The organism is Nocardia sp. NPDC051787, assembly GCF_040681325.1.
Taxonomy (GTDB): Bacteria; Actinomycetota; Actinomycetes; order Mycobacteriales; family Mycobacteriaceae; genus Nocardia.
Genome location: NZ_JBFAYO010000004.1, coordinates 215,666 through 235,193, shown reverse-complemented (window position 1 = coordinate 235,193; position 19,528 = coordinate 215,666). Strand labels below are relative to the sequence as shown.

The window sequence follows — 19,528 nt, the reverse complement described above, 5'->3', positions numbered from 1 at the left end:
CGAGTGGCACATGGCGGTGGCGAAACACGGAAAGGGTGCTCGCTGGTGTGCCACTCGCGCACGAATCGAGGGGGTGGTCAGGCGGGGGCGAAGGTCACTACCAGGACGTCGCGGTAGGCGGGGCGGGTCGGGTCCAGCGGACGGACCGGCGATACGCCGTGCAGGGTGCGACGGTCATCGCCGATCAGCAGGTCGCCGGGCTCGCAGAGGGTGGTGGTCAGTAGTTGTCGTCCGTCCTGGTCGAGCACGGAGCTTTCACCGCCGGCGGCGTTGTGCCGCCAGACCAGGAGTGAAGAGACCAGGGTGACACCGTCGCGGTGCATGCCCTCTGGTGTGGGCAACCCCTCCGTGTCCGCCGATGCGATGACACGAAAAGGATGCACCTTCGCATTCCACTCCGGTGGGTTGTCCAGCGCCGTCGCCAACCGTCCGAGCAACCGCAACACCGCGCGGAAGACGGGGTCGGCCACGAACGACTCGGTCAGGGGCTCGAAGGTGCGGTCCACGCCGATATAGAGCGGGTTGCTGTTCTCCGGCTGAACGAAGGAGACCTGCGGCAGCAGCCCGATCTGCCCCGTCGCTGCGGTGCGAGAGAACCATCCATATCGGCGTAGCCTGCGCGTGCCCCTTTCGGAGGCGTACTTGTCCGTGCCCAGCGCTTCCCAGTGGGTACCGAAGCGGTCCCAGGCCCCCTCTTCGAGGCCGAGACACGATGTGGTGACAGCAGCTGGCATCACGTGGGTGCCATCGGAGACCAAAGCCTTGCGGGCGACCTCTACCAGCTCGTCCGCCGACCGCCCTTCGATGGACGGAGCAGCCTTGGAAACGTTCCGCGAATCGTAAGAGTCTTTCTGCACGATGGGTCCTGCCTTCCTTGGCCTATGCCGTGAGAATTCCCCACAGAGGCTGGGCAAACAGGATGAATCGCCGTACACCCGGGCCGTCAGGTTTGCATGCGGGTCACCTCGCTCGGGCGGCGGGCGCGGCACCACTGCGCCGGGGCGAGCCCGGCTACAGTTCCAAACTCGACCGCGACAATGACGGGATTGCCTGCGAATAACCTTTGGTCCGACCGAATTTCGTATGTTGCCGACCTGCGGGTCGGTCGCCGGTTGCTCGCGGGCTCACTTCTGTTGGTGGCCGTCGCGCATTCTGTCCAAGCCGTCGAGGATCAAGTCGAGTCCGAATTCGAACTCGGTTTGATCGTCGCACCAACCCAATGTCGAGTCGGGGTCGTCATGTGCGATCTCCGATAGCATTCCGACGATATTCGGCAACTGCTCGGCCATCGCGGCGAGCTCGGCTTCGGTCCGGGATTCGGCACCGGTGTCCTTGGGATCGAACAATTCCTGGGTGAATCCCAATGCCCGGCTGCCCAGCGCGTGCATCGCGTGGTGGGCCAGGTCGTAGGAGAATCCCCCCGCGAGCATCAGGCCGAGCAGCGCGTCGTAGTAGCGCAGCACCTCCAGGCTGACGTTGGTCCGTGTTTCGAACAAACCCGGTGCCCATCGGTGGCGCAACAGCACCTCGCGTGCGGTGAGAATGCGCTGCCGCACGGATGTCTTCCAGTCGGCTGCCGAGGGCGCTATATCGATCTGTTCAACGGCATCGTTGATCTCTCGAGCGACGAGATCGACGATGCCGTCGAGGAGGTCGTCCTTTTTGGCCACGTGGTAGTAGAGCGACATCGCCTCGGCGCCGAGTTCGTCGCCGATCCGGCGCATGGTCACCGACTGGATTCCGTGCTCATCGGCGATCCGGATCGCGGCCCGCAGCACGCGCTCTCTGCTGAGCCGCACACGGGGCTCGGGTTCCGGATCGACTCGCGCGGCCACTGGCGTCCTCCCTTCGTCGCCGAGATCGTACAACGTAAGGCCGGAGCATTGACGGCTGCCGTGCGCACCGCTACCTTACGAAGTAAGACTTACAAGGTAAGACTGGAGATATCGCATGCAGGCCTTTGTCACGTGTCCATATGGTTCGTCCGAACTCGGGCAGCTTCAGGAGATCGATCGGCCTGCGCCCGCCGCCGACGAAGTCCTGGTCAGGGTGCGGGCCACGTCCATCAATCCCTACGATTGGCACCACCTCACGGGCGAGCCGCGAATCGCCCGCTCGATGCCGGGCGGCCTCGGGCTGCGTCATCCGCGCTACCGCGTGCTGGGCTGCGATATGGCGGGAACCGTCGAGGCGGTCGGCGTCGGCGTGTCGCGATTCCGGCCCGGCGACGACGTCTTCGCATTGCTCTCGCACGGCGGTTTCGCCGAGTACGTGACCGTTCGCGAAGACATGCTGGCGGCCAAGCCGGACAGTCTGTCCTACGAAGAGGCTGCCGCCGTTCCGATGGCGGCGATTACAGCGCTGCTCGCCCTGCGGGACAAGGTCGAACCCGGACAGCGGGTTCTCGTCAACGGGGCGTCGGGCGGTGTCGGCACCTTCGCCGTGCAGATCGCGCGCGCGTTCGGCGCGCACGTCGTCGGCGTGTGCGGCAAGCGCAACATCGATCTGGTCCGCTCGATCGGCGCCGACGATGTCGTCGACTACCGCAGCGAGGATTTCACGCGGCAGGAGCGACAGTACGATCTCTTGCTCGACATCGCCGGAGGCCGTTCCCTCGCGGCGTGCCGAAAGGCATTGGCGCCCAAGGGGACTTTCGTCGTCGTCGGCGGACCGGCCGGACGTTGGCTACAACCGGCCTGGCACGCGTTCGGCGTTCTGCTGACAGCGCCGTTGCTCGGTCGGCGAGCGGTACTGGCGGACACGGTGCACCACGGCAAGCAACAAGACCTGGTGACGCTGACCGAGTTGATCGAGGCAGGCAAGGTGACCCCGGTGATCGACCGGTGCTATCCCTTCGACGAGATCCCAGCGGCAATCGAGTACCAAGAAGCGGGCCACGCCAGCGGCAAGGTAGTTGTCACGGTGTAAGTCCCGCCCACGGCAAGGCGGTACAGGTGTGTATCGGGGGCTACGTGGCCCGTCGCAGCTCAATGCGAACGGGTCGCGTAGCCCAATCGGTCCGAGGCGTTACTGCTGTAGAACGGACATGACATTGCCCGCGGGGTCGGTGAACCAGGCGATCAGGGGACCGCCTCCGCGGTGGATGCCTTTCTCGTCCTGCTCGGCGAAGTCATAGCGTTCGAAACGCACATCGCGGCGCACGAGCTCGTCGACGGCCGCCTCGATGTCGGGCACCGGAAAGTTCAATATCGTGAATGTCGCGGGGGTGTGGTCTGATTTCGGGTACACCAGGACCGTGCCTCCGCCGCCGAGATGAAGGTTGAGCATCCCGTTTTCCTCGGAGACCCGTACGCCCAATGTCTCGGCGTAGAACTTCCCGGCTGCCTCGATGTCGTCCACCGAGAACCCACTGAACGCGTTACTGTCGGCAAGCATCACTCTGTCCTCTCGGTCATCGCGGCCCGATGCTGCGGGCTCAGTTGAATGAGTTGAACGTAGTTTCCATCCGGATCGATCGCGGTCGCGAACAGGCTGCCGTCGCGGTCTTCGAGTTCGGCCAGCCACCGGCCGCCCAGATCATCGATCCTATCGACTACCCCGCGGGCGTCCTCCACGTCGACGTTCAGGATCACCCGACCCGGCTCGGGGTTGATGTCCCCGACGTCGTCGCGGCTGTCGATCAGTACGTAGCAGCCGCCGAAGTCCAGGACGTCGTAGCCGGGCTCGCCAGGCGTGCGATCGACCTTCAGCGCGAATGCCGTCGCATACCAGTCACGCAGGCGCGTCGGGTTGGTGCTGGACAACAACAGACTGCCGATTGTGGATGTAGTCATACCGGTAAGACGACACGAGGGCGGCAAACTCATCGGTGCGGCAGCGTGCCGATGGTTTTTTCAGTCATACCGCATCATCGCAGTAGGCGGCACACGACGGCTTGGAGCGCAGCGGAATTCGTTAGACTGGATCCGGTGACCCGAGAGTTTGTCGCGCTGCCAGCCGATGCGATACGGCGTCCTGACGAAGTTCGGCACTACCTTCTAGCTCAGCGCTCTCGCCCGGCCACCGAGGACGACCATGTCCTCTCCTTGAACGCAGCGCTCGAGGGGTGGAACAAGGCGGTTGCCGGCAAACGGCGGCCGGATCATCTGGTGCGATGGGCCGTCACTGGCGATACCGTCCAGGTGTGGATGCCGGATCATGTGGTCGCCGGATTACTCGAGATCGTCAAGGACGTGATCCGGCCGGACGCGGCGCTGTACGACGCCGACAACGACCAGCTGACCTTCCTGGGTGAGCGCCACCTGGTCGAGGTGGACATCGGCGGCGTGCACAAACGTTCCTCCGTGGTCCTCGAAGAGCTGCACGACTGGGTACCCCGGCTGCACCAGCTGGCCTCGACGCCATTCCTGATCGTCGGCAGACGCGACGATCCCGCCAGGTTCGTCCAGACCTACCGTGGTTCCCCGCTCGACCCCGACTGCGAGACACCCACTTACACAGTGCAATTCGCCGATGGATCACCGGATCGGCTGTACACGACCGAAGTAGCCGATCCCGCATGGGTAGCCGACCTCATCTGGGACTGGATCGAAGACCGGTGGGACCGCCTGCACCGGCTTTCCTGGCAGCGGTACGGCAGCCGTGGAATGGTGCCGGTGCCGTCCTTGCGGGACGAGCTGGACCACGCGTGACGGCCGGTGAGCCCGGACCGTCCTGCGAACGCACTCGACGAACGCTCTATCCGAGGCGGACCGAGATCGGCCTGCGTTCAAGTGGAACCAGTCGAGTAGCTCTCAGCCCCGGCGGTGGAGCGTGGTAGCGATGATCTCCGAGCTATCGGCGTGCAGAGCCTGTGCCGCGGTCTGTCCTGTCGCTGTCAGGTAGGCGTCGACCAGCCTGTTGCCGACGGCGTATCCGGCGCCGGTGGGCAAGCCGACCGGGGCAACGCCGAAGCGTTCCGCGGTGGCGTCGCCGTGCACCCAGGCCGTGAAGTTCTGCATGCCGGTCACGCCGAGTCCCGACACCACCTTGGCGAAGACCGCCTCTTCGCGCAGGTGTGGCACGCCGATTCGGGCGTAGCCGAGTTGGTCGCCGTAGAGCTGGCGGGCGAATGCGTCGGCCAGGCCTTCCGAGACCACGTGCTCGCCGACCGTGACGGTCATCGGATTCCACACGACTCCGCCCGGGCTGTAGCGCAGGTTGTGGTTGAGCTCGTGGACGGCGGTGGCCTCCAGCCGCTCCACGTTCTCGGGGTAGGGCCACAACGTGATGACGATGTAGCCCGAGATTCCGCCATTCCCGGTGATGCCGAGGCTGGGACCCATGAAGTGGGCGTCGCCGGGGTCGCCGAGCACGAACAGCACGGTGATGTCCGGGACCTGAAGTCCAGGCGTCGCCGGCGACTGCACGGCGAGCGCGTCGTCCAGAGCGTGCTGCATTCGTTCCCAGGCCCTGGCCGCCGCCAGCGTCTCGAGTGCGTCGAGACAACGGTCCTCGTCGCGGTCGAGGGGGAATCCGGATGCTGCCCGGTGCATTTCGACCAGGTCGACGTCCCCTGGGAAGTAGCGGTACATGCCGCTGACGGGCTCGAGCATCGAGTGCAGCATGGCAACACGGTCCGCGGCCGAAGCCCGCAGGATTTGCCGCATAGCCGAGTAGGTATCGAGAACGGTGATCGTCATGACCGCCGACACTAAACACTGACCCACGGTCGAGGTCAACCGAATAAGTGGTCTACCGAACCGGCGGATCGGCACCCTCTTCTCGGCGGAAGCCAGTGGCGGTTTCGGCAATGCGTTACCTCGTGCGCCACCGAATCTCTCGGCGCACGAGGTCGTCGAGCCGAACCGGCACGTCGATCACACGGTCGTGAAACGTTCCCGGAGAATCGATCGGGGGTTCGGCCTCAGTAGGCGATGAAGAGGATTTCGTCCCGTGTGTAGTCGTGGCCGGGGTGGTTCGCGGCGAGGTGGGCTTTCGTCTTCTCGACGAGGTCGTCCTCGTCGGTGCCGGTGATGTATTCGCCGCAGGGGCAGCTGAGCTTGGTCTTCATGAAATCATCTTCCACTGGCGCTGAAGCCTAGACAATTCGGACACCCAACCGACCCGCACTCGGCATCGGCTCGAGGCACGGAATGCCCGGTCGACCAGCGCATCCAGGAGAGTGCTGAGGCCGCGTTGTGGCGCCAGGGATAATGACGTGTCCCCGTGCGAAGAAGCGGCAGGTCAGCGGGTGCGGAATAGATCGCGGAGCCACGGGGACCGGCGATGGTGGGGGCGGTCCCGGTCGGCCCAGAGGGGATTGGATTCGTCGCGGCGATAGACCGCGAGCTGGCCCGCGATGGTGAAGTGCAGGCGGGTGGCTTTGCCGATCACCTCGCCATCGGTGGCCAGCGCCTCCGGAGTGGGTAGGTGCACATACAGTTCGGGGAGTTGGCGCTCGCCGTAGACCTTGCTGTGGCCGATCGCGGCCAGCAGGAGCGCCAGCACGGCACGGGAGCGCGACCAGCGCAGGTCGGCGCGCAGCCAGCGTAGGTCGAGCAGTCCGGCGTCGAGCCGGTCGCGGAAGGCCGGTACGGCGCCGTGCGGGTGGTAGGGGCCGTTGCCGACGAACAGGAACCACACCCGCTGCCAGCGTCCGTCGAGGTAGATCTCGATCGGTTCGGCTCGGCGCAGGGTGACCACGAGCGCGGCGGCGAAGGCGGGCCATTTGCCCCAGCGCGGCTGCCATTTCTCCCGCAGCTGCACCAGGTCCGGGTAGGTGCCCAGGCTTGCGGTGTTGATCAGATATCGGGTGCGCGGCCCGGTCTCGTCGTCGTATTCGACGCTGGCGATATCGACCGTGACCGCTTCGCCGACACCAGTGGCGTCGATCACCTCGCGCAGGTCGTAGACGCCGAGGTCGCGGGCGAAGTGGTTGAGCGTGCCGGTGGGTATGACAACCAGTGGCAATTGGTGGCGCAGCGCGACCGCGGCTACGGCGGCCACCGTGCCGTCGCCACCGGCGACGCCGACGGCCAGGACCGGCTCGACGTGCTCGGCGATGGCCTGTTCGAGTTGGTCGGCACAGTCGAGATCGCGTTCGGTGCGCAGTACGGTGGCGGCGGGCAGAGCCGCGATGACATCGGCAGTGGGATCGTAATTCGGGGCGCCGGACACCGGATTCACCATCACCACGAGCCCTTTGCCTTCCACGAGTGTGGGTGCCTCGCGGGCCGGGCGCGCCTGTGCCTCATCGGATTCGCGCACCGGCCACCAGCGCTGGGTGGCCAGGGCGACACCGGAACCGACGGCCGCCCCGACGAGCACATCAGAGCTCCAGTGCACGCCGGTGTGCACCCGGGAGTAGGCGACAGCGGCGGCCAGCGGGGCGACCACCAGTGCGGTGCGCGGACTTTCCAGCGCGACGGCCGTGGCGAACGCCGCCGCGCAGGCGGCGTGCCCCGAGGGGAAGGACGAGGACGTCGGAGCAGGGGACAATCGCCGGTACCCGGGCAGCAGCTCGGCGGCCGGCCGACGCCGCGCGATGAGGGTCTTGAGCCCGGCGTTGACGGTGAGACTCGCGCCCGCGACAGAGACGACACCGCGCAGCGCCGCCCGCCGCGTCGCGCCCTTGCGGGTGGCCAGCACCGCCGCGAAGATCAGCCACAGGCCACTGAAATCAGCGCTGTTGGTCAGCCGCAACAGACCGTGGTCGACCGCCGAGGCGGGCAACTCGGCGACCGCGCCGCCGACCGCCCGATCGAATCGCCCGACTCCATGGAACTTCCGGCGCACCCAGCTACTCACGCGCCCGAGATTACCGATCACCGCTCGACTGTTCGCAAACCAGGCGGCGCAGGCGTTCGGCACGATCCGACGCGCGGCTTGCGTCAGGCTGTGCAGAGCACAGTGACGTCGCGGGACGGTGTCCGATCGCCGCGCCGGTGGTCCGTCGAAAATTGTTGTCGCTCAGGTTGTTCAGCGGCCCAACGCCGGAAGATTTCCGGCGAGTGGCGCGCTGTCGAATACTTGGTCAACTGATTGACGTACCCCGGTCGGGGGTTTCTAATGATGGATGGCGCAATTCGTGCGTCGATCGACCGACGGAACGAGGTGAGCGGCAGATGCCGGATGACAGTATCGATGTCTACCGCCGTGCCGTCGTCGCGGAACTGGTTGTGCCGGTGCGTCGTTGATCTGTGCGTACGATCGGTGGCCGGGCGGTTCCGGCCTGATCGTTCGGCGCGGTACGGAATTCCACGGTCGTCCCTCGTGGACGTGGGGCGGCGAGCCCTGCACTGGTCGTCCGTGCGGCGCGACCGGCGGTGCTCGGCGCGGCCGGTCTATGCGCGCCCATCCCTTGGGGAAGGGGTGCGCTCACCCCGAACGATAGTAGGTATTGGAGCCCTCGCTATGGCCATATTGCTCGAGAAAGCCGAGACGTTATATCGCGCACCGGATCGGTCGCTCCGGTCGATCCGCTGCGCGTGTCCGCAGGGGCTGATCGGCTTCTCCTCGGGCTCGACTTTCTCGGGGTAGCGGCCGATGACCACTTTTCTCGACGCCGTGACCGCTGACCACTTCGATACCGAAGTGCTCCAGCAGCATTGGATTCCCCTCGCGAAAGAGGACACCGACACCGCTGCTGTGCTCCGGGAGCGGCTCGGCGTCGACTTCGCCGCCGCCCGCGACCGGGTTCGGGAGACCGACGACTTTCTCTATTTCCCGGTGGTCGCCAACTATCAGCGCGGTGAGACCATCGAACGCGAGACGATCGTCTTCGCGCTCGGTAGTGAGTTCCTCGTGACGCTGCAACCGTCCGAGCATTTCCTCCCGTTCGACAAGGCGGTCGCGAAGATGCGCCGCAACCCGGCGCTCACCGGATCCGCGCAGGGGGTGATGTACGCGCTGCTCTGGGCGCTGAACGAGACCTCGGAGCGGGTGATCCGTACCACGAGCGAAACCTTGGCCCAGGTGCGCGACGAGATCGAGACGGCGACGGGCGGCCACGACGAGCGCGGCCGCGTGATCGACCTGCGCCGCGCGATGTCGCGGATGGACGCGGCCGAACAGATCGTCTCCCGTATCAAGGAGACCCAGCTGCAACTGGCCCGCGCCGCACGCCACCTGGCCGCCGACACCCCGCCGGGGCATCGCGAGCTGGACGGGCTGAGCAACGTCCTCCTCGCGGACATCGACGGCGTGAAACAGCACGCGGGCATCCAGCACGACACAGTCCGCTATCTCCAGCACTCCGTGCTGACTTGGTCGGCGGTGCGGCAGAACCGGATCGTCACGGTTCTCACCACCATCGTCGCGATCTTCCTGCCGCCCACGCTGATCGCCACCCTCTACACGTGGATGCCCGAAGTGCAGTGGCAGTACGGGTTCCTGGCCGCCACTCCGATGACCCTGCTGGCCGCGGTGCTCCCGCTGGCCTACATCAGGAAGAAAGGCTGGCTGCGCTGAGTCGTAGCGGCACCGGTATCCGGCAACCATTACCTCGGGCGTAATCGACGCGGCGACCGGCGCACGGAATGGTAGGAGTCAGCCGATCGGATAGACCCGGATCGGATTACGAAAACCAGTACGGCACAGGAGGATTCATGATGTCGCGCTACCAGGAAGCGGTCGATCGGTACTTCGCCGCGTGGAATGCCACCGACGAGGAAATCAGGGTGAAGGCGGTCGCCGCCGCCTGGACCGAGGACGGCACGTACACCGACCCGCTCGCGGACGTCGGCGGGCACGCCCAGCTGGCGGCGGCCATCGGGGGAGTGCAAACGCAGTTCCCCGGCTTCGAGTTCCGTCTCCTCGGTCCGGTCGACGGCCACCACGACGTCGCACGTTTCTCGTGGGAACTGGTCTCGCTCGCAGACGGCAGGGCACCGGTCGCGGGCTCGGACGTGATCACCCTCGCCGCGGACGACCGGATCACGAGCGTGCACGGGTTCCTCGACAGGCTGCCGTCGGCGTAACGTCCCGTGGCCATGGGCGGGGCCGGTCATCGCACCGGCCCCGGGCGAGCGTGCGCATGTCTTTGCAGGCACCGGCGTCTATCCCGGGTGTGGCCGATATCAGTGCCCGACTCGCGCGCTGATACCGCCGCCACTCACTTGGCTTCCGCGTGTACTGGTAGCGGCGTCGCCCGACTGGTGTGCACTGGCACCGGCACTGCCCAACCGCGCTTGCGTCGAAAGCTGGCCAGCGCCGGCCCGTGCGCCGACAGCCCGGATGCGGAATTGGTCGCCGTAGGCCCGCCGCTGGATTGCACAACTATTCAGTCATAGGCCCGACTTCCCACGTGCCGCTGCACATCTGGCGGAAGACCACGATCGCGCCGAACGCCCCATCCGGATGGCGAAACGACGCAGGGGGTGATCCGGCCGTCGAGCTCGAATCCGTGGACGCCCCGGCGACTCGCGCGGGACGCCGAGGCCTGGTTGCGCCTATGGCGAACACGGTGCGCCGCGGGCGTCCCAGGGGCATGCTGGACACAGTGGTGCAATTCCGGCAAACAGGGTGGTGGTCGGCGTGGACAACGCCGCAATGGATGCCTACTCCCGCACGGTGATCGCGGTGGCGGCGTCGGTGACGCCGCACGTGGCCAGCGTACGGACCAGGCGGGGGAGTGGCTCGGCGGTGGTGTTCACCGACGACGGGTTCCTGCTGACCAATGCGCACGTCATCGGATCGGTCCGCTCGGGTGAGGTCGTTTTCGCCGACGGGGTGGAGTCCCGGTTCGAGGTGAGCGGTATCGATCCGCTGTCGGACCTGGCCGTGTTGCGCGCACGCGGCGGCGCGCCGGATGCGGTGACGCTCGGGGACGCCGATCACTTGGTGGTCGGCCAGCTGGTGGTGGCGGTCGGCAGTCCGCTCGGCCTGGCCGGTTCGGTCACCGCCGGCGTGGTGAGCGCGCTCGGACGCGCGGTTCCGGTCGCCTCCCGCCGCGCCGGACGGGTGATCGAGGACGTCATCCAGACCGACGCCGCGCTCAACCCCGGCAATTCCGGTGGCGCGCTGTCGGATTCGGCGGGCCGGGTAGTCGGGATCAACACCGCGGTGGCCGGAATCGGCCTTGGTCTTGCCATTCCGATCAATGCGACGACGCGCCGGATCATCGACACACTGCATCGCGAGGGACGGGTCCGGCGCGCCTACCTCGGACTGGTCGGCGTGCCTGCGCCGCTGCCCGAGCCGGTCGCCGAACGCACCGGCCAGGCCGCCGGGGTGCGCATCGTCGAGGTGATCCGCGGCGGTCCCGCCGACCAGGCCGGACTGCGCCGCGGCGATCTCGTGCTCAGCGTCGCGCGCTCGCACGTGCATGACGCACAAGGCATCCAGCGGCAGCTGTTCGCGGAGGCGATCGGCGCACAGCTGCCGGTGACGGTCCTGCGTAACGGCGCCATGGTGGATGTGATTGCGGTTCCGGTGGAACTCGCCGCGGACTGAGCGCTCTAGTCCGGGACCGGCACGGGCTCGGTGGACGCCACCGGCGCGGTCTTCCACCGTGCGTCGGCGAGCAGCCCGGCGAGGCCGATCGCGAGACAGGCACCGGACAGCACCAGCATCGCCGGATGCGTTGTCCCGGTGAGCGCGTCGCCGAGGATGACCGTGCCGATCGTGCCGGGCAGCACGCCCAGCAGCGTGGCGACCAGATACGGCCAGAACCGGATCGAGGACAACCCGCAGCAGTAGTTGATCACCGAGAACGGCACCGCCGCGATGAGCCGCAGCGAGCCGACGGCCAGCCAGCCCCGGCGTGCCAGCCGGTCATCGATGGCGCGCACCGCGGGATGGGTGAGCCGGGCGGCGACTCGAGCGCGGTCCAGCCTGCGCACGAGCAGGATCGCTAGCGCGGCACTGACGGTCGTTGCGCTCACCGCGAGCGTGATACCCAGTAGCGGACCGAACAGCAGTCCCGCGCTCACGGTGAACACGGTGCGGGGGATCGGCGCCACCGTCACGAGCGCATGGACCAGGAAGAACAGGAGCGGGAAGGCCGGGCCGACCGAGGCCGCCCACTCTTGGATCTGGCGTGGACCCGGCAGCGGAACCAGCAGCGCCGCGCCGGACAACGCGGCCGCGCCGAGGATCAGCGCGACGATACGCGGGTCACGGATCAGCCTCGTCACGACTCCGCCTCGCTGGCGCTCGGCTGCGCCGTGCCGGTTCGTGCTGTGTTTGATGGTTCCCTCGCTGCGCTCGGTCACCGGCGACAGGTTACCGGTTGGTAGTGGCGGGCAGGGTCAACCGGCCGGGAATCCGCCCGCTAGCATCAGGAGAAGCGGGACGAATGCTCGTTAACCGAAGTAGTCGCTGAGCTGGGCGAATACGCGGGTTCGGGTGCACACTGCCGGTGCGCTCGTGTCGAGGAAGAGGTACAGCAAGCTATGCCGATTGCTTCAGATTCTGGGGCGGATCCGGTGCCCGAGTTCGCCGCGTGGCGCAAGGGTGTGGCCGGGGTGCTGGCGAAGGCTCGCCGGGTCGATGTCACCGACCTTCCCGAGGAGCCCGAGCGGCTGCTCGATGAGACCACCTATGACGGGCTGACCATCGCCCCGCTCTACACCCGGCGCGACGAGTTGTCCGAGCAACCGTTGCCGGGAAGCTTCCCGTTCGTCCGCGGGCGCGACGCCACCCGGGACGTGCACCGTGGATGGTTCGTCAGCGCGCAGGTCGGTGAACGTGATGCCGCGGCGGCCAACCGGGAGATCCTGGCCGGGCTGGAGAACGGGATAAGCGCGATCTGGCTTGCGGTCGGCGAACGCGGCGTACCGGTGGCCGACCTGCCGACGGCATTGGCCGGACTGCTGTTCGAGCTGGCTCCGCTCACCCTGAACGCGGGCGGCGCCGTCGCCGACGCGGCGGAGCAGGTGTTCGCCGTACTCGACGGCTATGCGGCACCCGCGCGCGAGGACATCCAGGTCGCGCTCGGCGCCGCGCCGCTGACCAGCGGCTTCGCCGGTCTCGCCGACATCGGTCCGGCGGAGGCCGTCGCACTTGCCGGGCGGGCGGCGGGGCGGTCGGAGACGGTGCGCGCGATCACCGTGGACGGCACCGTCTTCCACGACGCGGGCGCCTCGGACGCCCAGGAGCTGGGCGCGGCCGTCGCGGCCGGACTGGCCTACCTCCGGGCGCTCACCGAGGGCCTGGATCTCGCCGACGCGCTCGGTCAGCTGGAATTCCGCTTCGCGGCCACCGATGACCAGTTCGCCACCATCGCGAAGTTCCGCGCCGCCAGGCAACTCTGGGCGCGGGTCGCGCAGGTGTGCGGTGCACCGGATTGCGGCGGCGCACCGCAGCACGCGGTCACCTCGGCCGCCATGATGAGCCGGCGTGATCCCTGGGTGAACATGTTGCGCACCACGCTCGCCGCGTTCGGGGCGGGCGTCGGCGGCGCCGACACCGTCACCGTGCTGCCGTTCGACTCCGCGCTGCCGCCCGGCGAACTCGGCGTCTCGAAGTCGTTCGCCGACCGCATGGCGCGCAACACCCAACTGCTGCTGCTCGAGGAATCGCATCTGGGCCACGTGCTCGACCCCGGCGCGGGCTCCTGGTACGTCGAGGACCTCACCGCCGCGCTGGCGGCGAAGGCGTGGGAGTTCCTGCAGGAGATCGAGGCGGCGGGTGGCTACCCGGCCGCGCTGGAGTCCGGTCTGCTCGCCGAGCGGATCGCCGCGACCAAGACCGCCCGCGACACCGATGTCGCGCACCGCAAAACCGCCGTCACCGGCGTGAACGAATTCCCGAACCTGGCCGAGCGTCCGCTGTCGGAGGCGGCACGGCAGCCAGGCCGGGTCGCCCGCTACGGCGCCGCGTTCGAGCAGTTGCGCGACCGGTCCGACGCCTACCTGGCCGAGCACGGCACGCGGCCGAAAGCGCTGCTGGTGCCGCTCGGTTCGGTCGCCGAGCACAACGTCCGGGTCACCTTCGTCGCGAACCTTCTGGCTTCGGGCGGAATCGAGTCGATCAATCCCGGCCCGCTCGAGGTGAGCGCAATCGCCGCGGCGGCAACCGAATCCGGTGCGCCCATCGCGGTGCTGTGCGGCTCGGATGCGCGGTACGGGTCCGAGGCCGGTGCGGCGGTGGAGCAGTTGCGCGCCGCGGGCGTGCCCACCGTGCTGCTGGCCGGTGCGGCGAATGCCGTCGCCGACTTGGACGACGCGCGGCGTCCGGACGGATTCCTCGCCGCGCGCATCGACGCGGTCGCCGCGCTGTCCGGCCTGCTGGAGAAGGTGGGAGCCTGATGACTACCCGTGAGATCAAGCACGTGATCGGCAGTTTCGCCGATGTGCCGCTGGCCGAGCGCGCGCCGGAGCCGGCCGCGGTCGACGCGGCGCAGGTGGCGGCCTACGTGCGGGCTGCCGCGGCGGCCAACCGGTACGCCCCCGAGCAGCTGGTGTGGTCGACGCCCGAAGGCATCGACGTGCCGCCGGTGTTCGCCAAGGCCGATCGGGATGCCATTGCGGCCGAAGGTTATCCGCTCGACAGCGTGCCCGGCGTCGCGCCGTTCCTGCGCGGGCCCTACCCCACGATGTACGTCAACCAGCCGTGGACCATCCGCCAGTACGCGGGCTTCTCCACCGCCGCGGACTCCAACGCCTTCTACCGGCGCAACCTGCAGGCCGGTCAGAAGGGTCTGTCGGTGGCCTTCGACTTGGCGACGCACCGTGGCTACGACTCCGACCACCCGCGCGTGCAGGGTGACGTCGGTATGGCGGGCGTGGCCATCGACTCGATCCTGGACATGCGCCAGCTGTTCGACCACATCCCGCTGGACCAGGTCAGCGTCTCGATGACGATGAACGGCGCGGTGCTGCCGATCCTGGCGCTGTACGTCGTCGCCGCCGAGGAACAGGGCGTCGCACCCGAGCAGCTGGCCGGAACCATTCAGAACGACATTCTGAAGGAGTTCATGGTCCGCAACACCTACATCTATCCGCCGAAGCCCTCGATGCGGATCATCTCCGACATCTTCGCCTACACCAGCGCGAAGATGCCGAAGTTCAACTCGATCTCCATCTCCGGCTACCACATCCAGGAGGCGGGCGCGACCGCCGACCTGGAGCTGGCCTACACCCTGGCCGACGGCGTGGAGTACATCCGCGCCGGTATCGACGCGGGCATGGAGGTCGACAAGTTCGCGCCGCGGCTGTCGTTCTTCTGGGCCATCGGCATGAATTTCTTCATGGAGGTCGCGAAGCTGCGCGCCGGGCGCCTGCTGTGGAGCGAGCTGGTCGCGAAGTTCAACCCGAAGAGCGCGAAATCGCTGTCGCTGCGCACCCATTCGCAGACCTCCGGCTGGTCGCTCACCGCCCAGGACGCCTACAACAACGTCGCCCGCACCTGCATCGAGGCGATGGCCGCCACCCAGGGCCACACCCAGTCGCTGCACACAAACGCGCTCGACGAGGCGCTGGCGCTGCCGACGGACTTCTCCGCCCGCATCGCCCGCAACACCCAGCTGCTCATCCAGCAGGAGTCGGGCACAACCCGCCCGATCGACCCGTGGGGTGGTTCGTACTACGTCGAGTGGCTCACCCACCAGCTGGCCAACCGGGCGCGGGCGCACATCGCTGAAGTCGAGGCGCACGGCGGCATGGCGCAGGCGATCGGCGAGGGCATCCCGAAACTGCGCATCGAGGAGGCCGCCGCGCGCACCCAGGCGCGCATCGACACCGGGCAGCAGCCGGTGATCGGCGTCAACAAGTATCAGGTCGAAGAGGATCACGAGGTCGAGGTCCTCAAGGTCGACAACTCCCGGGTGCGCGCCGAGCAGATCGAGAAGCTCCAGCGGCTGCGCGCCGAGCGGGACCCCGACGCGGTGCGGCGAGCGCTGGCCGAATTGACCCGTGCCGCGGCCTCTTCGGAGGGCGGCATGGCGAACAACCTGCTCGCGCTGGCCATCGACGCGGCGCGAGCCAAAGCCACCGTCGGCGAGATCTCCGACGCGCTCGAGCAGGTGTACGGCCGCCATCAGGCCGAGATCCGTACCCTCTCCGGTGTGTACCGCGACGAGGCAGGAAAGGTCACCAACATCACCAAGGCGAGCGAGCTGGTCGAGGAATTCGCCGAGGCCGAAGGGCGCAGGCCGCGCATCCTCGTCGCGAAGATGGGCCAGGACGGCCACGACCGGGGACAGAAGGTGATCGCCACGGCCTTCGCCGACCTCGGCTTCGACGTCGACGTGGGCCCGCTGTTCCAGACCCCGGAAGAGGTGGCGCAGCAGGCGGCCGACAACGACGTGCACGTCGTCGGGGTGTCGTCGCTGGCGGCGGGCCACCTCACGCTGGTGCCCGCCCTGCGGCAGGCACTGGCCGATGCCGGGCGCCCCGACATCATGGTCATCGTCGGCGGCGTCATCCCGCCCGGTGACTTCGACGAGCTCTACCAGGCCGGAGCCGCGGCGATCTTCCCGCCCGGCACCGTGATCGCCGACGCGGCGATCGACCTGCTGAAGAAGCTCGGCGCCGAACTCGGTCACGAACTCGGTAGCGGCGCCGCGGATTCCGCCGCCACGGAATGAACGAAGCGGGTTCAGCGGCGCGGGACACCGCGAAGGCGGCCGCGGGCCGGACGGTCGATGTCGACGCGCTCGCCGCGGCGGTCCGTGCCAATGAGCGGGCCGCCCTGGCGCGGGCGATCACGTTGGTGGAGTCCACCAGGGCCGATCACCGAGTGCTGGCGCAACAACTGCTGCTGAAGGTGACGCCCGGAGCGGGGGAGTCCGAGCGGCCGCCGGTCTCGAACCGAGTCGGCATCACCGGCGTTCCCGGGGTGGGCAAATCCACCTTCATCGACGCGCTCGGCATGTACCTGATCGGCAAAGGGCACCGGGTCGCCGTGCTCGCCGTGGATCCGTCCTCGACCAGGACCGGCGGCTCCATTCTGGGCGACAAGACCCGGATGGCGCGGCTGTCGGTGGAACGCAACGCCTACATCCGTCCCTCGCCCACCGCGGGCACGCTCGGCGGCGTCGCCAAGGCGACCCGCGAGACCATCGTGCTGCTCGAGGCCGCAGGCTACGACGTGATCCTGGTCGAGACCGTCGGCGTCGGCCAGTCCGAGGTCACCGTCGCGAACATGGTCGACGTATTCTGCTTCCTCACCCTGGCCAGGACCGGTGACCAGCTGCAGGGCATCAAGAAGGGTGTGCTCGAACTCGCGGACGTAGTCGCGGTGAACAAGGCCGACGGCAAGCACGAGGTCGAGGCCAAAGCCGCCGCCAGGGAACTCGCGGGGGCACTGCGCCTGATCCACCCGCACGACGCGCTGTGGCGTCCGCCGGTGCTGACCATGAGCGGGTTGCACGGGATCGGCCTGGACCGGTTCTGGGACACGGTGCTCGAGCATCGCCGCGTGCTCACCGAAGCCGGGGAGTTCGACGAGAAGCGCCGCCGCCAACAGGTCGATTGGACCTGGACCATGGTGCACGATCAATTACTGCGCAGGCTCGCGGACAACCCGGAGGTGAAAGCCCTTCGGGCGCAGGTGGAGAAGCAGGTCCGCGACGGGACACTGACCGCGGCTCTCGCCGCCGAGGAACTACTGCGAGCCTTCGACGGCCGCTGATCGCGGTCTCACGGGAAGCGGATCCACCTGCTGTTATTCGGCCATATTCGGGGTGCTCCGGTGGCCACGGAGGTCATCTACCATTGCTGCATGTCCCTTCCGCGCGCCGACCGGCCGGACCTCCCGGAGCACATGACCTGGGAGGAATTGGAGCGACTCCCGGAGGAGATCGCGGGGCAGATCGAGTTATGGAACGGGCGGGTGGTCTGGGTCCGCGGAGGTCCCGGCGAGCATCAGATATTCACAGCCCGGATGTGGGCAGCGCTGGAACGCTGCGCACGCCAGGACATGTCGGCTGATGCGGACCGCTGCTGGCGTGCCAACCTCGAGACGAACGTCTTCCTCGGGCGGAGCGGGAAATCCGACTTCGTAACGCCGGACTTCCTCGTGCACCGCTGCCTCGAATCCCCATATCAGGATGTACGCGCAGGCGATGTCGTATTGGTTGGTGAAGTCCTTTCCCCATCCAATACTCAGAACGATATCGAGGCGAAGAAAGGCCGCTACGCGAGCGCCGGAATCCCTTGGTACTGGGAGGTCACCCTGGCCCGCGAAGCCAGTGCCATCGCCATCGTCCGTGCCTATGCACTCGAGACCGGGCATGCACATCTCCCTGAGGGCGTACATCCGCTCCGGGCGGCCAACTACCTCGTCGTCGGCGAATGGACACCCGGCCACTCGAACGGCGTCCAGTACAACTTCCCATTCCCGATCGATATCCCCTGGGCTGAACTCGAATTCTGAACCGGCTACTCGGATCGATCGCCCAGTGATTCCAGCAGCAGCCGCAACGTGATCGCCAGCTGCTCGCGTTGCTCGGTGCTGAGTGGTTCGAGCAGACGCCGCTCGGTCGCCACGTGATCGGGTAGAGCCGCGTCGATGAGTTCCTGGCCCGCGGCGGTGAGGGTGACGCGGATTCCGCGGCCGTCGAACTCGCTGCGCGAGCGGCGCACCAGGCCGCGCTCTTCGAGTCGATCCAGTCGCTGGGTGATGGCGCCGGAGGTGACCATGGCGGCACGCATCAGCTCGGTCGGAGTCAGGCAGTGCGGGGGGTCGCTGCGGCGCAGAGTGGCCAGCACATCGAAGGACGCGGCGTCCAGGCCGTGCGCGGCGAACGTTTTGCGCAGTTCGGCCCACGTCAGCTGGGACAGCCTGGTCAGGCGTCCCAGCACGGCCATGGGTGCGACGTCCAGGTCAGGGCGCTGCACCCGCCACTGAGCGAGCACCTGGTCGACATGATCGGTCACCACCGCACTCTAACCAATAGCTCAGCGGTGAGTTATCTCATAGCGGCGATTGTTCAGCGCTAAGCTATGTTCCTTAGAGCTAAGTAATTCGGTCCGAAGGGGTGCGAATCATGCGTATTACGGTGTTCGGCGCGGCAGGTGACGTGGGGCGCCGGGTGGTGGCCGAGGCGTTGGCCCGCGACCATGAGGTCACCGCCGTGGTTCGTGATCCGGCTCGTGCGACCACCGTGCCCGCCGGGGCGCTGATCCGCCGGGGTGACGCGTCGAGTCTCGACGACGTGGTCTCCCTCAGTGCCGGACAGGATCTGGTCATCACGGCTACGCGGCCCGCCCTCGGCCGCGAGCACGAACTGCCCGTGGTCACCTCGGTGCTGCTCGCCGGGCTGGCCCGCACGGGCGCCCGGCTGCTCGTCGTCGGGGGAGCAGCCACCCTGGCCGTGCCCGGAGCGGGTGATGTGACTCTGCACGAAACGCCGGACTTCCCCGCGGAACTGCGCGGTATCGCCCAGGCCTGCGCCGATCAGCTCGCGCTGTGCCGGGCCGATACCGCCGCGGACTGGACCTACCTGAGCCCGCCCGCCGAGCTGGTGCCCGGCGAGCGGACCGGGACCTACCGTCTGGGTGCAGACGAATTGCTGGCGCGTGCGGATGGCCTGTCCGCGATCTCCATGGAGGACTTCGCGGTCGCGCTCCTCGACGAGGCGGAACGGCCCGCCCACCGGCGCACCCGGTTCACGGTAGTCGCAGCCTGACCGGCATTTCGA

The 19,528-nt window shown here is 67.7% G+C and carries 19 protein-coding genes and 1 pseudogene; 11 read left to right on the top strand and 9 right to left on the bottom strand.

The genetic code is table 11. The features are described 5' to 3' along the window. Positions 1 to 77: 77 nt before the first annotated feature. Positions 78 to 734, bottom strand: a complete 657-nt coding sequence (locus AB0M45_RS06315) for a 2OG-Fe dioxygenase family protein (RefSeq protein ID WP_364323673.1) — start codon at positions 732 to 734, stop codon at positions 78 to 80. A gap of 233 nt (positions 735 to 967) precedes the next feature. Here AB0M45_RS06315 and AB0M45_RS06310 point away from each other — a divergent pair. Next, positions 968 to 1,060 (top strand): annotated as a pseudogene (locus AB0M45_RS06310) (excalibur calcium-binding domain-containing protein); the annotation flags it as partial. 64 nt (positions 1,061 to 1,124) lie between these two features. On the opposite strand, the gene AB0M45_RS06305 reads toward AB0M45_RS06310, so the two are convergent. After that, a complete protein-coding gene (locus AB0M45_RS06305; protein WP_364323521.1) occupies positions 1,125 to 1,835 on the bottom strand; it encodes a TetR/AcrR family transcriptional regulator C-terminal domain-containing protein in 711 nt (236 codons plus the stop codon). 115 nt (positions 1,836 to 1,950) lie between these two features. Here AB0M45_RS06305 and AB0M45_RS06300 point away from each other — a divergent pair, with 115 nt between their 5' ends. Continuing rightward, on the top strand, positions 1,951 to 2,928 hold the full coding sequence (locus AB0M45_RS06300; RefSeq protein WP_364323520.1) for an NAD(P)-dependent alcohol dehydrogenase: 978 nt from the start codon (positions 1,951 to 1,953) through the stop codon (positions 2,926 to 2,928). 99 nt (positions 2,929 to 3,027) lie between these two features. Here the strand turns inward: AB0M45_RS06300 and AB0M45_RS06295 are convergent, their stop codons facing one another. After that, on the bottom strand, positions 3,028 to 3,396 hold the full coding sequence (locus tag AB0M45_RS06295) for a VOC family protein (protein WP_364323518.1): 369 nt from the start codon (positions 3,394 to 3,396) through the stop codon (positions 3,028 to 3,030). Next, entirely contained in the window at positions 3,396 to 3,794 is a 399-nt protein-coding gene (locus tag AB0M45_RS06290; RefSeq protein WP_364323516.1) for a VOC family protein, read from the bottom strand. Before AB0M45_RS06290 ends, AB0M45_RS06295 begins: the two co-directional genes overlap by 1 nt. A gap of 135 nt (positions 3,795 to 3,929) precedes the next feature. Between AB0M45_RS06290 and AB0M45_RS06285 the strand changes: the two genes are divergently transcribed. After that, a complete protein-coding gene (locus AB0M45_RS06285) occupies positions 3,930 to 4,652 on the top strand; it encodes a hypothetical protein (RefSeq protein ID WP_364323514.1) in 723 nt (240 codons plus the stop codon). A 102-nt stretch (positions 4,653 to 4,754) separates the two neighbouring features. Here AB0M45_RS06285 and AB0M45_RS06280 read toward each other — a convergent pair whose 3' ends face one another. The 3 genes from AB0M45_RS06280 to AB0M45_RS06270 all read right to left on the bottom strand — a co-directional run bounded on the left by AB0M45_RS06280 (position 4,755) and on the right by AB0M45_RS06270 (position 7,749). Then, a complete protein-coding gene (locus AB0M45_RS06280) occupies positions 4,755 to 5,642 on the bottom strand; it encodes a DUF2268 domain-containing putative Zn-dependent protease (protein ID WP_364323512.1) in 888 nt (295 codons plus the stop codon). A gap of 224 nt (positions 5,643 to 5,866) precedes the next feature. Next, entirely contained in the window at positions 5,867 to 6,013 is a 147-nt protein-coding gene (locus AB0M45_RS06275) for a DUF1059 domain-containing protein (protein ID WP_364323510.1), read from the bottom strand. Between the two features lie 173 nt (positions 6,014 to 6,186). Next, on the bottom strand, positions 6,187 to 7,749 hold the full coding sequence (locus tag AB0M45_RS06270; protein WP_364323508.1) for a phosphatase PAP2 family protein: 1,563 nt from the start codon (positions 7,747 to 7,749) through the stop codon (positions 6,187 to 6,189). 738 nt (positions 7,750 to 8,487) lie between these two features. Here AB0M45_RS06270 and AB0M45_RS06265 point away from each other — a divergent pair. From AB0M45_RS06265 to AB0M45_RS06255, 3 genes are all read left to right on the top strand, one after another. After that, positions 8,488 to 9,411 carry a CorA family divalent cation transporter gene (locus AB0M45_RS06265; protein WP_364323506.1) on the top strand — a complete coding sequence of 308 codons (924 nt, stop codon included), beginning with the start codon at positions 8,488 to 8,490 and terminating at the stop codon, positions 9,409 to 9,411. Positions 9,412 to 9,548: 137 nt separating this feature from the next. After that, on the top strand, positions 9,549 to 9,920 hold the full coding sequence (locus AB0M45_RS06260; protein WP_364323504.1) for a nuclear transport factor 2 family protein: 372 nt from the start codon (positions 9,549 to 9,551) through the stop codon (positions 9,918 to 9,920). 571 nt (positions 9,921 to 10,491) lie between these two features. Then, positions 10,492 to 11,394 carry a trypsin-like peptidase domain-containing protein gene (locus AB0M45_RS06255; protein WP_364323671.1) on the top strand — a complete coding sequence of 301 codons (903 nt, stop codon included), beginning with the start codon at positions 10,492 to 10,494 and terminating at the stop codon, positions 11,392 to 11,394. A gap of 5 nt (positions 11,395 to 11,399) precedes the next feature. On the opposite strand, the gene AB0M45_RS06250 is transcribed toward AB0M45_RS06255, so the two are convergent. Then, positions 11,400 to 12,077, bottom strand: coding sequence for a TVP38/TMEM64 family protein (locus tag AB0M45_RS06250; protein ID WP_364323669.1), 678 nt, complete (start codon positions 12,075 to 12,077; stop codon positions 11,400 to 11,402). Between the two features lie 258 nt (positions 12,078 to 12,335). Between AB0M45_RS06250 and AB0M45_RS06245 the strand changes: the two genes are divergently transcribed. From AB0M45_RS06245 to AB0M45_RS06230, 4 genes are all read left to right on the top strand, one after another. Next, positions 12,336 to 14,192 carry a methylmalonyl-CoA mutase family protein gene (locus AB0M45_RS06245; RefSeq protein ID WP_364323502.1) on the top strand — a complete coding sequence of 619 codons (1,857 nt, stop codon included), beginning with the start codon at positions 12,336 to 12,338 and terminating at the stop codon, positions 14,190 to 14,192. Then, entirely contained in the window at positions 14,192 to 16,471 is a 2,280-nt protein-coding gene (scpA, locus tag AB0M45_RS06240) for a methylmalonyl-CoA mutase (protein ID WP_364323500.1), read from the top strand. The genes AB0M45_RS06245 and scpA overlap by 1 nt, the downstream gene beginning before the upstream one ends. Further along, positions 16,468 to 17,517: a methylmalonyl Co-A mutase-associated GTPase MeaB gene (meaB, locus tag AB0M45_RS06235; RefSeq protein ID WP_364323498.1), complete on the top strand. Its 1,050-nt coding sequence runs from the start codon at positions 16,468 to 16,470 to the stop codon at positions 17,515 to 17,517. The genes scpA and meaB overlap by 4 nt, the downstream gene beginning before the upstream one ends. Before the next feature lie 132 nt (positions 17,518 to 17,649). Next, positions 17,650 to 18,261, top strand: a complete 612-nt coding sequence (locus AB0M45_RS06230) for a Uma2 family endonuclease (RefSeq protein WP_364323496.1) — start codon at positions 17,650 to 17,652, stop codon at positions 18,259 to 18,261. 5 nt (positions 18,262 to 18,266) lie between these two features. On the opposite strand, the gene AB0M45_RS06225 is transcribed toward AB0M45_RS06230, so the two are convergent. Beyond that, positions 18,267 to 18,764, bottom strand: coding sequence for a MarR family transcriptional regulator (locus AB0M45_RS06225; RefSeq protein WP_364323494.1), 498 nt, complete (start codon positions 18,762 to 18,764; stop codon positions 18,267 to 18,269). Between the two features lie 110 nt (positions 18,765 to 18,874). Between AB0M45_RS06225 and AB0M45_RS06220 the strand changes: the two genes are divergently transcribed. Then, positions 18,875 to 19,516, top strand: a complete 642-nt coding sequence (locus AB0M45_RS06220) for an NAD(P)H-binding protein (protein WP_364323492.1) — start codon at positions 18,875 to 18,877, stop codon at positions 19,514 to 19,516. Positions 19,517 to 19,528 lie beyond the last annotated feature (12 nt).

Excerpts from the sequence above, each read along its gene's own strand:
- AB0M45_RS06315 (WP_364323673.1), bottom strand. The coding sequence starts at position 734 with ATGCCAGCTGCTGTCACCACATCGTGTCTCGGCCTCGAAGAGGGGGCC.
- AB0M45_RS06300 (WP_364323520.1), top strand. The coding sequence starts at position 1,951 with ATGCAGGCCTTTGTCACGTGTCCATATGGTTCGTCCGAACTCGGGCAG.
- AB0M45_RS06295 (WP_364323518.1), bottom strand. The coding sequence starts at position 3,396 with ATGCTTGCCGACAGTAACGCGTTCAGTGGGTTCTCGGTGGACGACATC.
- AB0M45_RS06290 (WP_364323516.1), bottom strand. The coding sequence starts at position 3,794 with ATGACTACATCCACAATCGGCAGTCTGTTGTTGTCCAGCACCAACCCG.
- AB0M45_RS06280 (WP_364323512.1), bottom strand. The coding sequence starts at position 5,642 with ATGACGATCACCGTTCTCGATACCTACTCGGCTATGCGGCAAATCCTG.
- AB0M45_RS06275 (WP_364323510.1), bottom strand. The coding sequence starts at position 6,013 with ATGAAGACCAAGCTCAGCTGCCCCTGCGGCGAATACATCACCGGCACC.
- AB0M45_RS06265 (WP_364323506.1), top strand. The coding sequence starts at position 8,488 with ATGACCACTTTTCTCGACGCCGTGACCGCTGACCACTTCGATACCGAA.
- AB0M45_RS06260 (WP_364323504.1), top strand. The coding sequence starts at position 9,549 with ATGATGTCGCGCTACCAGGAAGCGGTCGATCGGTACTTCGCCGCGTGG.
- AB0M45_RS06255 (WP_364323671.1), top strand. The coding sequence starts at position 10,492 with ATGGATGCCTACTCCCGCACGGTGATCGCGGTGGCGGCGTCGGTGACG.
- AB0M45_RS06245 (WP_364323502.1), top strand. The coding sequence starts at position 12,336 with ATGCCGATTGCTTCAGATTCTGGGGCGGATCCGGTGCCCGAGTTCGCC.
- scpA (WP_364323500.1), top strand. The coding sequence starts at position 14,192 with ATGACTACCCGTGAGATCAAGCACGTGATCGGCAGTTTCGCCGATGTG.
- meaB (WP_364323498.1), top strand. The coding sequence starts at position 16,468 with ATGAACGAAGCGGGTTCAGCGGCGCGGGACACCGCGAAGGCGGCCGCG.
- AB0M45_RS06230 (WP_364323496.1), top strand. The coding sequence starts at position 17,650 with ATGACCTGGGAGGAATTGGAGCGACTCCCGGAGGAGATCGCGGGGCAG.
- AB0M45_RS06220 (WP_364323492.1), top strand. The coding sequence starts at position 18,875 with ATGCGTATTACGGTGTTCGGCGCGGCAGGTGACGTGGGGCGCCGGGTG.